Annotated in this window: 10 protein-coding genes; 4 read left to right on the forward strand and 6 right to left on the reverse strand. The window is 46.9% G+C overall.

Translation table 11 applies throughout. The annotated features are described in order from the left end of the window. Positions 1 to 3: 3 nt before the first annotated feature. Positions 4 to 1,869, reverse strand: coding sequence for a methylmalonyl-CoA mutase family protein (locus AB9P05_RS15865; RefSeq protein WP_371909809.1), 1,866 nt, complete (start codon positions 1,867 to 1,869; stop codon positions 4 to 6). A gap of 564 nt (positions 1,870 to 2,433) precedes the next feature. Here AB9P05_RS15865 and dnaA point away from each other — a divergent pair. Then, positions 2,434 to 3,870: a chromosomal replication initiator protein DnaA gene (dnaA, locus tag AB9P05_RS15870; RefSeq protein WP_371909810.1), complete on the forward strand. Its 1,437-nt coding sequence runs from the start codon at positions 2,434 to 2,436 to the stop codon at positions 3,868 to 3,870. Between the two features lie 278 nt (positions 3,871 to 4,148). Here dnaA and AB9P05_RS15875 read toward each other — a convergent pair whose 3' ends face one another. Beyond that, positions 4,149 to 5,606: a S1C family serine protease gene (locus AB9P05_RS15875; RefSeq protein ID WP_371909811.1), complete on the reverse strand. Its 1,458-nt coding sequence runs from the start codon at positions 5,604 to 5,606 to the stop codon at positions 4,149 to 4,151. Positions 5,607 to 5,784: 178 nt separating this feature from the next. Here AB9P05_RS15875 and AB9P05_RS15880 point away from each other — a divergent pair, with 178 nt between their 5' ends. The 3 genes from AB9P05_RS15880 to rseP are packed head-to-tail and all read left to right on the forward strand — an operon-like array spanning position 5,785 to position 9,774. Further along, on the forward strand, positions 5,785 to 7,293 hold the full coding sequence (locus tag AB9P05_RS15880) for a GH3 auxin-responsive promoter family protein (RefSeq protein ID WP_371909812.1): 1,509 nt from the start codon (positions 5,785 to 5,787) through the stop codon (positions 7,291 to 7,293). Between the two features lie 6 nt (positions 7,294 to 7,299). Beyond that, positions 7,300 to 8,469 carry a 1-deoxy-D-xylulose-5-phosphate reductoisomerase gene (locus AB9P05_RS15885; protein ID WP_371909813.1) on the forward strand — a complete coding sequence of 390 codons (1,170 nt, stop codon included), beginning with the start codon at positions 7,300 to 7,302 and terminating at the stop codon, positions 8,467 to 8,469. Beyond that, positions 8,470 to 9,774, forward strand: a complete 1,305-nt coding sequence (gene rseP / locus AB9P05_RS15890) for an RIP metalloprotease RseP (protein ID WP_371909814.1) — start codon at positions 8,470 to 8,472, stop codon at positions 9,772 to 9,774. It abuts the gene before it with no gap. Between the two features lie 53 nt (positions 9,775 to 9,827). On the opposite strand, the gene AB9P05_RS15895 is transcribed toward rseP, so the two are convergent. The 4 genes from AB9P05_RS15895 to AB9P05_RS15910 form a co-directional block, all read right to left on the reverse strand. After that, positions 9,828 to 10,202 carry a DUF423 domain-containing protein gene (locus tag AB9P05_RS15895; protein WP_371909815.1) on the reverse strand — a complete coding sequence of 125 codons (375 nt, stop codon included), beginning with the start codon at positions 10,200 to 10,202 and terminating at the stop codon, positions 9,828 to 9,830. 130 nt (positions 10,203 to 10,332) lie between these two features. Then, entirely contained in the window at positions 10,333 to 12,369 is a 2,037-nt protein-coding gene (locus tag AB9P05_RS15900) for an OmpA family protein (protein WP_371909816.1), read from the reverse strand. A gap of 3 nt (positions 12,370 to 12,372) precedes the next feature. Beyond that, positions 12,373 to 13,428 carry a PorP/SprF family type IX secretion system membrane protein gene (locus tag AB9P05_RS15905; protein ID WP_371909817.1) on the reverse strand — a complete coding sequence of 352 codons (1,056 nt, stop codon included), beginning with the start codon at positions 13,426 to 13,428 and terminating at the stop codon, positions 12,373 to 12,375. 12 nt (positions 13,429 to 13,440) lie between these two features. Next, positions 13,441 to 16,119 (reverse strand): PKD domain-containing protein, encoded by a 2,679-nt coding sequence (locus AB9P05_RS15910; RefSeq protein ID WP_371909818.1) that lies wholly within the window; start codon positions 16,117 to 16,119, stop codon positions 13,441 to 13,443. Between the last annotated feature and the right edge of the window lie 25 nt (positions 16,120 to 16,144).

Genomic DNA, 16,144 nt, shown 5'->3' on the forward strand with positions numbered 1-16,144 from the left:
CGTCTAGTTGTTTTTTGATTTGGAAAGCACTTTCTCCTGTATTTGCTCCAGGATTTCTATGGCATTGCTTTTACGGTGTATCAGGTAATCGAAAAGCCCTGCATATCCCTCTTCGAGCGCTTCTGGTGGTCCGGCAAGTATAAGTAGTTTTCCCTTGCACCCAGACCTGAACTTTTCGGCCGCTTGGCGCGCATTATGTCTGTAATCCTCATCAGAGCCACAGAAAACAATGATGTCAGCCCGCTGCTGACCGGCTTTCTTTGCATTCTCTTTTACATTATCCACTATCATTTCATCCAGTGAGCCGAAGCCGGCACTGGCAAAAAAGCCAGTGGCAAAAGAGGCCCGGGCTTTGGCCATAGCTGTATTAGATAATAGAATAGGCTCAATATTCGGACGGTGTTCGCGTCCCATGCGCTTAACAAACTTCTCCGTTTTAAGCCTTAATTGCTCAAACGGCCAGGCTCCACGATAGGGAGTAAGTACCGGCCCTTCTTCGCCCGGAGTATACTTTTTTAGCTTGAGGGCATCGGGATCCAGGATCTCACTTGCATTGGCATATTGGTTGACCCCAACAAAGACATCCCGGCGGGAGGCAGTCTTAACTTTTCGGGCGTTAGCGCCTTTTTCTACCTGATCTTGTATATAGCCACTGTGGTAAGCTTTCACAAAGCCACCCAGCTCCTCCATTTCAAGAAATATTTTCCAGGCATTATTGGCAATATCGTCTGTCAGGCTCTCTATATAATATGAGCCCGCTGCAGGGTCCACCACCTTATTCAGGTAGCTTTCTTCTTTGAGTATAAGGGAAACATTCCTGCTGATTCTGGTGCTGAAAGAACTGACAGGCCGGAAAATTTCATCGTAGGGAATAACATGCAGCGAATTGCACCCTCCTATGATGGCGGACATGGCTTCGGTGGTATTACGAAGCATGTTTGTATGAGGGTCAAATAGTGTTTTATCAAACCTGGCCGTGTTGACGTGTAGATAAATGTCATCACCGGTAAAAGAGGTTAATCCGTAAGCGTGAGCCAGTTTAGTTACCAGAAAGCGAAGGGCCCGTAGTTTGGCTATTTCCAGGAAAAACTCGCGACCGCACCGGACTGACAGAACCAGGTTATGAAAGAGTATTTCCGGGCTGAAATCAGATTCCGATAGCCGGTCAATCAATTCTGTAACGGCACTTATCATCATGGCCGTTTCAACCACCGTATCAGCTCCAGATTCATGAAAAACAGAACCGGAAACAGTCAACCCTCTGAATCCCGGCATGGTACTGCTGGTATCCATGATGTTCTTCAGTAGGGCAAAGGACTTCTCATTAAGGTTATTCTGTGTGAGTAGCGGGTAGAAGGGATCATACTTCAGAAACCCTCTTACCTCTTCTGCAGGTAAGTCCTGGCTTACAATGTATTTAAGGTAGTTTTTTATGCAAACGAGCGTAGTTGGCCCACCGGTAAAGGATACGTGACAGTACTGAGGCATAATGTCGCGCATGAGGTCATCAAAGTTGAGGTCTGCATCTTTTTGCAGGTCAAAAATGATTCCGTCAGCGCCATTCTCCAGCGCCTTTAGAGCCATGTGATTGGCCTCCTTTTCTGAGGCAAGTGGTATTAGCTCATAATTGGTCCAGTGCCGGGCCTCAGGTTCAGGCCCTTCATAAGGAGTATGTCTGCCGTAGCGATCGGCAGCGCCCTCGGGGGCGGATGTGTAGAGAGGCTTTATAGGGATTCCCTCATAGCAGATACTGGTAAGTTTATCCAGCGAGGCCCCTTTCAGGTCTTTCTCTGCTTTGGTACGCCATTCTTCAGGGGTGATTTCCTTGAAGTACTCTTTGAGTTGCAGGTTTTTATCCGATTCCGACATGAAAAAGCGCTAAAGTCATTTGTCAATACCAAATTCAAAAGAATGAATATCGAGTCAAAGTTACGGTTTTTGGTCTATCCGCAAAGAAAACCTTACAGGCAATAACGACCCGAAATACGAGATACTAACAGTGTTTCGGAAGTATATACAAAAGATGAATTTTTTCTTGCGAACACTTTTAATTTAATCCTTACCCATCGCAGCTATTCTGAACAAGTGATATTTCTCTTCCCAAATAATAGCAGAATGCTGATTTTTGTTTCATTCCCTGAAAATCTAGGTTTAAATCAAATGAAATACTATTTTTGTCGCCTATTTCACCCAGCGACTGTAAAGCTCTGATAGGTAAGATTAATTGCATTGCATTTTTAACTTGTATTTTTTGGCTTTGGTGTATCAAAAAACGAATAATTTTTAAAGCATAAATTCGCATATTCTGGTATTAGCCACATTCGATAAAGTCAAGCGCAATGAGGTTTTTTTATCTTTAAAATTTTTAACAATTTTGTTTTCCCCTTACATATTAAGGGTCTAAAAAAACACTAATCCATTTCTTTCTGGCCGATGCAACTTGACTGTCATTCAGTATGGAATAATTGTCTCCGCTACATAAAGGCTAGTACCAGTGAGCAAAGCTTCAGGACTTGGTTTATGCCAATAGTTCCGCTTAAACTGGTAGATCAGGTACTTACAATTCAAGTACCGAGTCAGTTCTTTTATGAGTGGCTGGAGGAGCATTATGTCCATTTGCTACGCGGAGCAATTGACCAGGTACTGGGTAAAGAGGGTCGCCTCGAATATTCGGTTATCGTGGACCAGGGCTCGGCTACCAGCCAGCCCTATACGGTTAATTATCCCGAGAAAAATACCAGTAAGCAAAATGGTACTGCTGCCAGTAACTATAGGCAAAACGGCAGTAATTTTAGCACACCACAGCAGGAGGCATCAGCGCCCGCTAAGCCGCATGATCCTCAGCTCAATCCTAATTATACTTTTGACACCTTTGTAGAGGGAGACTGTAACCGATTAGGGAGGTCAGCCGGATACGCTGTAGCGCAAAAGCCCGGTGTAACCTCGTTTAACCCACTTATGGTTTACGGAGGTGTCGGACTTGGAAAAACTCACTTGGTTCAGGCAATCGGTAACGAGATTAAGCGAGACCTGCCCGACAGACGTATTTATTATGTCTCTTCCGAAAAGTTCACGAATCAATTTATAGAAGCGTTAAGGAATAACCGGGTTCAGGATTTCTCAAACTTCTTCCTGGAAATGGATGTGCTTATCCTGGATGATGTTCAGTTTCTGGCGAATAAGGAGAAGACCCAAGAGATATTCTTCCATATCTTTAACCACCTTCACCAGTCTGGCAAGCAGATAATAATGACTAGCGATTGCCCTCCGCGAGACCTGCGTGGTCTGCAGGAGCGGTTATTAAGTCGCTTTAAGTGGGGCCTTACAGCTGACCTTCAGCAGCCTGATCTGGAAACGCGAATTGCCATTATCCAAAAGAAAATGCAGGCTGATGGTATCGATATTCCTGATGATGTGATCGAGTACCTCGCTTATAGCGTGGATACTAATATTCGTGAACTGGAAGGGGTGATAATCAGCCTTATTGCCCATGCTTCTCTTAACAGACGGGAGATAGATCTGGAGCTGGCAAAGCAGTGCCTGAAGCATATTGTTTCGGATATAGAGACAGAAGTGGGAGTGGACTTTATTCAAAAGACGGTCTCTGAGTTTTTCAACATCAGCCTGGATGATATGAAGGCCAAGACACGTAAAAAAGAGATCGTTATTGCCAGGCAGGTGGCGATGTACTTCTGCAAAGAATACACCAATCATAGCCTTAAGTCAATAGGTTTCCACTTTGGTGGGCGTGACCATAGTACGGTTATTCATGCCGTACAGAGTGTAAACGACATGGTGACCATCGATAGCAAAATGAAAAATGCCGTGGAGTCACTTAAGAAGAAATTACGGGTCAGAGTTACTGTCTGAACCTGCCCCTCTACGGCCTAATGGTCGTAAGGTTAGGAAAATAAAGAAGAGGCTGTCTCAAAAGGCAGCCTCTTTCTTTTTATTCAAAATATAATTTTGAATTTGGTAAACTACCGCGGGATTATACCGGGCCGCGTTCGGTCCCGTGGTTACCATTGTCGCGAAGTTTGTACCGGGTCGCGTCCGACTTCGCTATGTAGAGTGTTTGAAGCAATTCTCCAAATATTGTTTGGTATCAAAAAAGTCCTTACTACTTTTGAGACAGCCCTTTCTTTATTTTAAAACACAAAGCTGTAATACCCCCTGACTCCACGGGTGTTTACACCTTCTACAATCACTCTGCCGCGAATACCTAACAGCATGCTTTCCAAATCCTCCGGAGAATCTACCGGCTTGCGATTTACCGCGGTTACCACAAAGCCCTCTTCAAAACCCATCTGGCGAATAAGGCCGGTGCGGATTTGGCTGATGCGTACACCATTCTCGATATTTCTTTTTCGCTTTTCGGCATTACTTAGTGACTCAAGTTCAGCACCAAGCTTATCTGAGGTGTAAAACTCTTTACGTACCAGACTTGTGCTGCCGTCACGATTCGTTAGTAAAAGTGAAGTGCTGCTTAATTTACCTTTTCTCTTATACGTCACAGGTACTTTATCACCTGGAGAGTAGTAGCTTAGTGCCTCTGAATAGTTGCCGTGACTGCCGGTTTTTACTCCCCCCAGATCAAGAATAATATCCCCGCGCTGAAGGCCGGCTTTCTCTGCTGCTCCTCCTTCTTCCAGGTAGCTAATAACTACCCCCTCCGGCTCACGTACATCCAGTTGCCTCGCGATCTCTTCGTCTACTCCCACTACCTCAGCACCAATAAATGCCTTTTGTACAGTGCCGTAGTTGATAATGTCGTCTGCAATCTTTTTTGCTACGTCAGAGGGAACGGCGAATCCATACCCTGCATAGGAGCCGGTCTTTGAGATTATGGCTGTATTAATTCCGACTAACTCACCGGTACGGTTGACCAAGGCTCCGCCGCTGTTACCCGGGTTGATGGCCGCATCTGTTTGTATGAAGCTTTCCAGTGGGAAGCTGGTATTTCTCAGGATGTTAATCTGGCGGCCTTTTGCGGATACGATACCAGCGGTAACGGTAGAGGTAAGGTTAAATGGATTACCCACCGCCAGCACCCATTCACCCGTTTGAATGTCACGGCTTCGACCAACCTTAATTGCGGGAAGCCCTGAGGCTTCGACCTTTATTACCGCAAGGTCAGAAGATGGATCGCGGCCAACGATGCGAGCTTCATATGTTTTTTTATCATGGATAACTTCAAGCTGATCGGCCCCTTCCACCACATGGTTATTCGTGATAATGTACCCGTCAGAGGTATAGATCACGCCTGAGCCACTGTTGATCTGAGAGCCACCGCCACCTCCGAAGAAATATTCAAGCCAGCTATTTCTCCCATAGTCATTTTGTGTGATAGTTTTGATATATACCACACTTGGGGTGCTGTTGCGGGAGGCTTCGACAAAGTCATCCGGGACATTGCGTAGCTCTGGGCTAATAGAGGCCGGACAGTATTGGCTTGCCTGGTAAGCCGGCTGATCAGTTTCTGAATGAGCTACCGGGTAGGTAGTTGCCAATGACACATCCTGTTCTTCAGTAAGGTAATCATAGGTGTATGAGCCGCCAATTCCTGCCAGAAAGGCGACAAAAACGGTACGGATCAGTTGTTTCATAAACGAATTAGGTTGGGGGTTTCTAAATCTGATTTAAGTATCGCATTTATCAACGCAAAAAACATGCGCTTATGTCGGTTTTAACATATTTTAACCTCCCTAAGGCCGGAAACGCGATTTGGAAATGACATAATGCATTTCGTCATGTCGTTTTGACATTTTCTATACATTTGTACACATGGGAATACGTTCTTTTTTAAGCAAGCCACTGGCTGCATACGTTGTGCGCGATCAGAAAAAGTGGTCTTCACAACCTGCTGAAACCCAGGAGAAGGTTTTTAGAGAGTTAATCGAAAAAGGTTCTGAAACAGCCTTTGGCAGTGACCACGGCTTTGGGTCGGTGCGTCACTACGGAGATTTTAAAGAGCGCGTACCCATTCGGGATTATGAGGGGTTAAGGCCTTACGTTGATCGTATGGTGGGCGGAGAGGAGAGTGTTCTCTGGCCCGGAAAGCCCAGGTACCTGTCAAAAACCAGTGGAACCACATCAGGAGTCAAGTACATTCCTATTACTAAAGAGTCCATCCCTAATCATATCAACAGTGCGCGTAATGCCCTGCTTAGTTATGTGCATGAAACGGGTAATGGTCATTTTCTGGAGGGCAAACTGATATTTCTCAGCGGAAGCCCTGAGCTTACCGAGAAGAACGGAATCCCAGTTGGGCGCTTGTCCGGCATAGTCAATCATCATGTGCCCGGGTATCTGCGCACAAACCAGCTGCCCAGTTATGAAACCAACTGCATGGAGGACTGGGAAGAGAAGCTTGAAAAAATCATTGATGAGACGCTGGATAAGGACATGAGCCTTATTTCAGGTATTCCTCCCTGGGTGCAGATGTATTTTGACCGCATCAGAGAGCGAACGGGGGGGAAGAAGATAAAAGAGGTCTTTCCCAACTTTGGTCTGTTTGTATATGGCGGGGTGAATTTTGAGCCATACCGGGCTAAGCTTTATGAAAGTATTGGAGGTATGGTGGATAGTATAGAAACCTACCCTGCGAGCGAGGGTTTTATTGCTTACCAGGATACCCAGACTGAGCCAGGCTTGCTATTGCTTCTTAATCATGGCATATTTTATGAGTTTATTCCGGCAGAGGAGTTTTTTGACGATAATCCCCGGAGACTACGTATTGATGAGGTAGAGCTGGGTAAAAACTATGTGATTATACTTAATACGAATGCCGGGCTGTGGAGCTACAATATTGGTGATACTATAAAGTTTGTCTCAAAAGACCCCTACCGGCTGGTAGTAACGGGCCGGATCAAGCACTTTATTTCTGCCTTTGGAGAGCATGTAATAGGGGAGGAGGTAGAAAAAGCGATGCAATACGCTATGGAGCAACATCCTGGCGTTGAAGTAGTCGAGTTTACGGTAGCACCGCAGGTGACTCCTGCTGAAGGACTTCCGCTTCATGAGTGGTATGTGGAGTTTGCAAAAGAGCCGGAAAATAGGGAAGCATTCGAAAAAACATTAAATTCGCGATTGCAGGAATTGAACTCATATTATGATGACCTGATCTCAGGTAATATCCTGCGCAGCCTCCGGGTGATTTCGCTGCAAAAAGGAGCCTTTATAGGCTATATGCGGTCACAGGGAAAGCTTGGCGGCCAGAATAAAGTGCCCAGATTGTCTAATGACCGAAAGATCGCAGACAATTTACAGTCATACAGGCTGGAAACGAATTGAGTTTACATGAAGGAACAACATGAAGCCGGTCGCGGTGTAGCTATCCTTGGATCTACCGGAAGTATCGGAACCCAGGCGCTGGAAGTTATCGCCAATCACCCTGACCGCTTTGAGGTGATCGTACTTACTGCTCAGAACAATGCCGACCTGCTGATAAGCCAGGCCCTACAGTTCAAACCCCGGGCGGTGGTAATTGGTAATGAGTCCCTTTACGACAAAGTATTTGCTGCACTGGACCCTCAGGACATCCAGGTGTATGCCGGCACCAAGGCTCTGGCCGGTGTGGTGGAGATGGATAGTATAGATATTGTACTTACGGCACTTGTAGGCTATGCCGGCCTTATTCCCACCCTCAGGGCCATTGATGCAGGTAAACATATAGCCCTTGCTAATAAGGAAACACTGGTAGTGGCTGGTGAGCTGGTAACCGAGCGCGCCAAAGAAAAGGGGGTGAACATATACCCTGTTGATTCTGAGCACAGTGCTATTTTTCAATGCATCGTAGGAGAGTTTCATAACCCTATCGAAAAGATTATCCTTACTGCCAGCGGCGGGCCATTCAGGGGAAGAAATACTGAATTTTTACAAACAGTTAAAAAGGAGCAGGCCCTTAAGCACCCGAACTGGGATATGGGGGCGAAGATAACGATTGACTCAGCAAGCCTGATGAATAAAGGCCTTGAGGTGATCGAAGCAAAATGGCTGTTTGGCCTTGATACCTCCCAGATTGATGTGGTGGTGCACCCGCAGTCCATTATTCATTCGATGGTGCAATTCACTGATGGTAGTATAAAAGCCCAAATGGGACTTCCGGATATGAAACTGCCTATTCAGTTTGCGCTGACATATCCTGAGCGATATACCACTGATTTTCCCCGGTTTGATTTTACGGACTATCCCAGCCTGACATTTGAGAAGCCTGACATGGAAACATTCAAAAATCTTGGTCTGGCTTTTGATGCGTTGAAGCAGGGTGGTAATAAGCCATGTGTACTAAACGCGGCCAACGAGATAGCCGTAGAGGAATTTTTACGGGACAGAATAGGTTTTCTGGATATGCCGGACATAGTAGGTGCCTGCTTGTCCAAAATATCCCACATAGAAAAACCTGGTCTGGAAGATTACGTGGAGACAGATAAAGAAACCAGAATTTTAGCTAAAGAACTAATTAATTAAATGGGTACAGTAATAATGGTAGCGCAATTGGTGCTGGCACTCGTGATCCTTATCGGATTGCACGAGTTCGGCCATATGATTGCCGCTAAAGCATTCGGGATGCGTGTGGAAAAGTTTTACATAGGCTTCCCTCCCAAACTCTTCGGATTTAAAAAGGGTGAAACAGAGTATTCCCTGGGAGCCATTCCACTGGGTGGTTTTGTGAAAATCACAGGGATGATAGACGAATCACTCGATACTGAATCTCTGAGTAAAGAACCTGAGCCTTACGAGTTCCGGGCAAAGCCTGCCTGGCAGCGCCTTATCGTTATGCTGGGTGGTATCATCATGAATGTGATTCTGGGTGTGCTCGTTTTTATCGGGATTACCTATTATTACGGTGAAACCGATGTACCCAAAGAGGAAATATACAAGTACGGTATTCAGGCAGAAGACCTGGGGCAGCAACTTGGCTTTGAGACAGGTGACAAGATCATCGCTGTTAACGGGGCTGACTATGAAAACTTCAGCGACCTGGTCAATATGCAGATATTCTTTGAAGAGCAACTGAAGTATACGGTAGTCCGGGGTGATGATACTCTCAAGATTGGTGTGCCTTCAGATTTTCTCGATCAGCTTTCTGAGTCTAAAAGTTTCATCACCTACCGGTGGCCATTCCGTATCGGCAGGGTGGAAGGTGGCTCATTTGCCGATGAAGCCGGATTGAAACCAGATGATAAGATCATTGCGATTAATGGAGAAAAGGTAGCGCTGTTTGACGAATTGCAGGCAGCTCTGCAAAATAATGCAGGGCAGGAAGTCAGTTTGAAGGTAGAAAGGGATGATGAGGTGATTACTCTTCAGTCGGAGGTAAGTGAAACAGGTACCCTGGGCTTTTATCCGGTAAGTGAAGGACTTCAGAGTACGCGCAACTTTTCTTTAGGAGAGTCAATTCCCATTGGTACAAAATTAGCCTTTAGCCAAATCGGCCTTCAGGTAAAAGCTTTCGGTAAAATGTTTGCCGGTGATATAGATCCACGCAAAAGCATGAGTGGCCCGATTAAAATTGCACAGTCTTTCGGCGAGGACTGGATATGGTCACGATTCTGGGGGCTGGTTGGCCTTATCAGTATGGTACTGGCATTTATGAACCTGCTACCGATACCTGCTTTGGACGGAGGGCATGTTGCCTTCCTGAGCTACGAGATTATCAGTGGACGCAAACCATCAGATAAGTTTTTGGAGAATGCCCAGAAGGTAGGTATGGTGCTGTTGTTGGCACTTATGGCTTTCATACTTGGTAATGACATCATATCAGTTATCTGATAGAAGTTATTTCAGCAAAAAGCCCCGCTCTCCTGTGGAAAGCGGGGCTTTTTTTATGACTGCTTCAGGGCATGCACAAGGAGCAACACCCAGGCAGCGATAAAGGCTGTGCCGCCAATTGGTGTAATAGCCCCCAGCCAGCGCTGACCGGAGAGGCAAAGAATGTACAAAGATCCACTAAAAATTATGATGCCGGCAATCATGAGCCATCCGGACCATAGTAGTGCTGAGGGAGGTGTTTTAGTGGCTATCAGGCCGATAAATAACAATGCTAGCGTATGATAGAACTGGTATTTGACAGCTGTTTCAAAGGTGTCCATGCGGCCTGCCGCCTCAAGTTTGGGTGCCAGGGCGTGTGCGCCAAATGCACCAATTGCTACCGCAAGAGCGCCGGAGAGGGCCGCTGCGGCTATAAATGTTTTATACATAGTATCCGGGTTTTTGCGTAAATCTACACAACAAAGGCTGTCTATAAAAAAAGAAAGACGGACCAAAATGGACCGCCCTTCTCGTTCAGGAATTAAGATTGGCATTACTACCTTTGATAGCCGTGGTTTGTTATTTTTTTATAACAAACTCTACACGCCGGTTTTCTGCCCGGCCGGCATCTGTCTCGTTTGTGGCTATGGGTCTGCTTTCACCGTAGCCTTTAGTTTCCAGTCTCTGATAGGAGATATTATTTTCTGTTAGGTACCGGAAGATGGCATTGGCCCGGCGAAGACTCAGTCGCTCATTGTACTCTTCTGTACCTATGGCATCTGTGTGCCCTTCTATGCGGATGTTGATAGAGGGATTGTCCTTCATTAAAGTAACCAGGCGATTAAGCTCAGGGAAAGACTCCTCTTTCAGTTCAGCCTTATTAAAATCGAAGAATATATTACTCAGCCTTATAGGAACTTCCGGTTCCACAGGCACCAGGTACAGGTCCTGACGCAGAGCCGTGCTGCTCGTGGCTTCTGTAAGGTCTATGTTCTCACTGATGGGGTAGTATTCTTCTGCTTCTGCATAGTAGCCGTACTTCTGACCCGGAGGGAGCTGGATCTCATAATCACCTTCCGGCCCCGACACTGTTTCGCCGGTTTTCTGACCATCAGGCAGGCGCTCTACACGTACCCTGGCTCCTGCCACAGGCAGGTTAGTCTTTTTGTCCAGTACCTTACCTGTTAATGCAAGAATAGGCTTGGGCTCAAAGTAGAGAGGCAGATCAAAGTAATAGATGTCGGCATCACTCTCCGCACCGCGTACAAAATACCCTTTGTTTTCATTGGTAAGGAAAAAGAAAAGGTCATCGTCCTCCGAGTTTATATCGGGACCCAGGTTTTCAGGTTCTGTCCATTTTTCCCATGTTTCGTCCAGGCGTCTGGTTACATAAATGTCCTGTCCGCCAAAGCCGCTGAAGCCGTTACTGGAGAAATATAGCGTACGTCCGTCTTTGGCCAGGTAAGGGCTGATTTCATTTGCGGCAGAATTCACTCTGGTGCCAAGGTTCTTAGGCTCGCTATAGGTGCCATCACTCTCTTTAAAACTGGCATAAAGGTCTTTGTTACCCTGGCCATCCTCGCGCTGCACAGACATTAGCAACACATTGCGATCGCTGGACATGAAGTAATTGGCAGTAGAAGCGAAGTTTTCCTCGTTCTTAATAGCAAGCCTCTGCGGAGCGCTCCAGCCACTATCTGTTTTCACTGAGTAGCTTACCCCGGCTGTCATACGGTCATTCTTCAAATAGGCATTGCCTAAGGTGAAGATCATGGTGTTACCGTCAGGCGTGATGCTACTGATGAAGTTTGGTCCTTCATTATTCAGTGGAGAACCGGCATTTTCAGCAGGCATCCACTCACCGGTTTCCTCGTTTTTACGGCTAAACCAAATATCCTCGTCATCAGCAGAGCCACCTATGTTTTCAGGGTGATTTTTACGGCTGAAGTATAGCCGTGTACCGTCTTCGGTCAGCAGAGGTTTCAGTTCTTTAAACGGTGAGTTTATCTCAGGGCCAAGCTTTACGGCTTCCAGGTCTTCATTGATATTATCAGCCATCTTTATCGTAGCCTTTATCGGGTCGACGGAGTCCGATATACCAATAGCGTCTATGGCAAAATAGCCTGGCACGGCCCAGCCGTCAAAAAAGACTTTCACGGCCTTGACCTCGTACTCTGTCTGGTCGAAGAATACATCCAGGATACGGCTTTTTAAAGGCACAAGCTCTGGTGTGAATTCCCGAAGAAGGTGTTCCTGTCCTTGAGTATCGATCAGGTAAATGGCCGATGTAGTAGAGGGGTTATAAGACTCTGCTATAGCTACCTGCCGGATGCGCATCGGCTCTTCAAAACCTACTGTGATGAATTCTGCGCCCTTAGTACCGGACGGTGCCCAGGCATTAGGATTGTCACCACCCCCCGGCAATACATTAGGTTTACCAAGTATCTGTTCGGCAGCATACTCATTACTTTTGAGTTTCTGAAAGTGAACAGGGGGCTTAAACTCTGAGGAAACATCGATCACTTCGCTGGCCCATTGGATGGTTTGGGCGAAACCAGCCGTTGCCATACAGAGCATTCCGATGAATATAGTTAGCGAACGAAAGAGTTTTTTCATGGATCAATATCTTGTTTTTGGAGCTGCAATGCTTCCGAAGCGTAAAGCAAGGTGGATTTCGTATGTGCCTATTCCGCGCTCATTATACCGGAGAGAGCTGCTATTCCAATCGTAGCTTAATCCGACCTTGAGCTGGCGGGTCTCGAATTCGGTCAGAAAGATAAAGGAATCTTCCAGTCGATGCCAAACCCCGAAGCGGGTAGTGAGGTATCCAATGGAGGGCTGCCCATCGGTAATGAGCTTATAGGATACGTAAGCCCCCGTGTTAATCTGGCTCTCACGATTCTGGTTGGCTATCAGTACATTTGCTGAAAGATTTGTGCGTTCACCCAATCCGAAAATTACCGAGCCGTGAACTTTTGACAGCACAGGTAGCTGGCGTTCCTCGCCGGCAATAACTGACTCATTAGGCTGGTTAAGGTGGTTAACTCCAACCCCGAAATTCACGCCTCTGATGGCCTTCATTTCATCTTCCGGGCTATAACTGTAGAATAGGCCGGCCCCCAGGTCCAGAAAAGTTCTGTTTTCATACCCTGTAAGTACTTCCGGGGCATTACCACCCCCAAAGCCAATAAATGGGTCGTACTGGCTGCCCCACTGAAGGTCGTCCGTATCGAGCGATTTATTGATCACACCTGCCTGCAGGCCGAAGCTTACCTGATTTTCCTGTTTGGTATCAAGGGGCAAATTGTAGGCAAAGGATAAATTTGCACCAAATGTGCTGAAATTATTGCCATTACCCGCCTGGTCATTATAAACTGAAAGGCCCACACCCCCGATATGGCCGTAAGGCTTGGCGTGCTTGTCCGCATAGTAGGGCATGATAAGCGACACTTGAGATGTAGTGTAAGGAAAGTTCAGCTGGTTCCACTGTGAGCGGTAATTCATCTGAACGCTCGTATTTCTGTCAAAGCCAGCGAGGGCCGGATTCAGATATAGTGAAGCATTGTAGTACTGACTAAAAACAGCGTCCTGTGCCTGGCTATGGTGATTGATACACAGGTATGGTATTAGAGTGGCTATCAGCAACAGCCACCCTTTGATCGTATATCTTTTCATGATGTTTCCTGCTTATTGTACCAGAGTGATGGTACCTGTTTTCTCAAATGATTCACCGCTGTCCATGCGCCCGCGAAGCACGTAGGTATAGACGCCATTTGGCTGTAACCTACCACTCACCACGCCATCCCAACCGGTATTGTTGGCTTCGCTGAAGCTTGTCGTACGCCAAAGCAGGTCACCCCAGCGATTATAGATTTCAAAAGCAAAGTCAGATGATGAGATGCCTGAACCGTATACCTTTATCACCTGGTTCTCCATGTCAGAAGCCGAGGGGGAAAAGGCGTTAGGTACGTATAGTATACCTTCGGACGGCTCTACCGTGATAACGATAGTAGAACTTACCTGGCAATCACCTTTTGTAACGATCAGCATCACCTGATATACACCTGCCTCTGTGTAGGTGTGGGTGTTGGAGCTGCCTGACCCACCATCCCCATAATCGAACTGGTAGCTGTCTGCGTCCTCTTCCTCAGGAGTGAATACCACTTCTTCATCTGTAAGCACTGTTTCACCTGAAGCGGTAAAGGTGGCGTCAGGCGTTTCATTGATTGTCAAAGCTACCTGGCTGATGGCCGTACCACAATCGGTGGTGGCCTCTACATCAAAAGTAACCGTTCCGATTTCGTTACTGGCAGGAGTGTAAGTTACCGACTTGCCCGTGGCAGCAGATAGTGAGCCGGCTCCTGTGGTAACCCAGGTATAATTAGTGACCGCCAGATTAGCTTCTGCTGTAAGAGTGATGGTTTCACCCTCACAGATGGTTTCCGGTGCTGTGATTGTTACTTCTGGCTGCACCTCTTCCAGGGTTACACTGCCGGATACTGTGCCGGGACATCCGATATCAGTCATGCTGACCAGGGTATAGGTGCCTTCAGACAGGCCTTCAACCTTGAAATCAGATGCATTGATGTTATTTATAGTGCTTTGGCTGTTACCATCAGAGTAAGTAAAACTGTAGGGAGCCCGACCGGCGAAAGATACCGTGAAGCTACCCAGTGCCCCACCGCAAAGGTCCTGGCTGGCAGAAATCGATGCGGAGGGGCTGGTAGTGTTAATCTCTGCAGTGCCTGACACATCACCCTGGCAACCTGCAGCATCAAAACTTACCAGTGAATAAGTGCCGCCTTCTGTCACGTCAAAGGTGTAGATATCTTCCTCAAATCCGCTGATGGAAGTATTATCTGTTCCGTCCGAATAGGTAAAGTTATAAGGCTTTACACCAGTAAATGAAATGCTAATAGTTGCGCTTTCATCACAGAAGATGGTCTGACTGCCTGAAATAGTAGCTTCGGGAGTAAGTACCTGTACATTCGCTTCGCCACTTACTGTACCTGAGCAATTTGCATCCTGCATGGAAACCAGCGAGTAGGTGCCGGGGTCAGTCACTGAGAAGCTGTAAATCTGTTGCGCAATATTATTTACGGTGGTATTTGTGCTGCCGTCTGTATAGGTAAAGCTAAAGGGAGGCGTACCGCTGAATACCACTTCAAAGTCTGAGGCTGCTCCACAGTAAATTGCCTGTCCGCCGGTAAGCATGGCAGAGGCTTCATTGTACTGAGATACAGTAGCAAATCCGCTAACGGTACCTTCGCCATTCGTATTGCTTACTGATACCAGCGTGTATACACCAGTCTCTGTGGTGGTGAATGTATAAGGGGAAGTGGCTATATCCTCCACGGTTATGGGGGTGATAGTGCCTTCACTTTCACGCTCAATTACCAGGTCCCAGGGAGCCGTGCCGGTAAGGTTTACAGTCAATGTTCCCTCATCACCGCTGCCAGGGCAAAGTATAGACTCACCACTAATAGATGCGGTGGCGGCATTTGCAGAACAGCCCGCTGAGGTGCTAGTAGCTACCGCTGAGCGTCCGCCCACGGTCCATGTGGCTGTTGTCCCACTTGGGAAATCTACCGTAAAAGCGCCATCCTGTCGGCCAGGCTGGAAGGTTTCCGGTAAGCTAGCCACGAGCCCGACAGGGGATAGGCTATTGTCAACACCTACAGGAATGCTTACCTCTACGCTATTAGGACTTTCGTAGCCAAACGTAGCAGTAAAAGTTCCGTTTCCGTTATCTGTGACACAGGTAACGAATGGCTGAATAGCATAGGTGGCAGCCTCCGGAGCTGCGCTTAAACAAACTAGTCCGTCTATGTCATAGCCATCAATATTCTTTTCTACAGGAAACTCTTCAGGGATGCTTACATCCACTATGCGCCAGTATTGCGCCCAGGCAAGTGTGCCGTCCACCCCGGTGAGGTCAAACTCTGAATCCTGGCATCCCTGTCCCAGGTAAATGTAGTTAATGTTATCCTGGCTGGCATATACCCGAATGTTTTCAGGGTGTACATCGCAGCTCCTTTGGAAAGTGGCTTCATTTATATAAATGTCAGAACCAGCCTCATTAGCTATGGGGGAGGTTCTGATGATTATTTCACCACCGAATCCTAATGAAAAAAATGAGTCGAATGCGTCGGAGTAATTGCCATTGATATCCTGGTAAGGCTCTCCCAGTGCCAGGTCCGGATCACTCCTGAGCGGGTCTACAGGCCCTCCGGTTTGGTTAAGGCCCTGTCTGGCGTAAATAACCTCTTCGCCAAAGCAGTCCCTGTAGGGTTTAGAGGCCTGAGCCAAAGCTTCTGCAGAGATGAAGCAAATCGCCACACAAAAAAGTAGTAATGCTTTCTTCATGATCAATCTCATGTTAAAATCACAA

Origin of the sequence: Roseivirga sp. BDSF3-8 (assembly GCF_041449215.1) — a bacterium.
Lineage (GTDB): Bacteria > Bacteroidota > Bacteroidia > Cytophagales > Cyclobacteriaceae > JBGNFV01.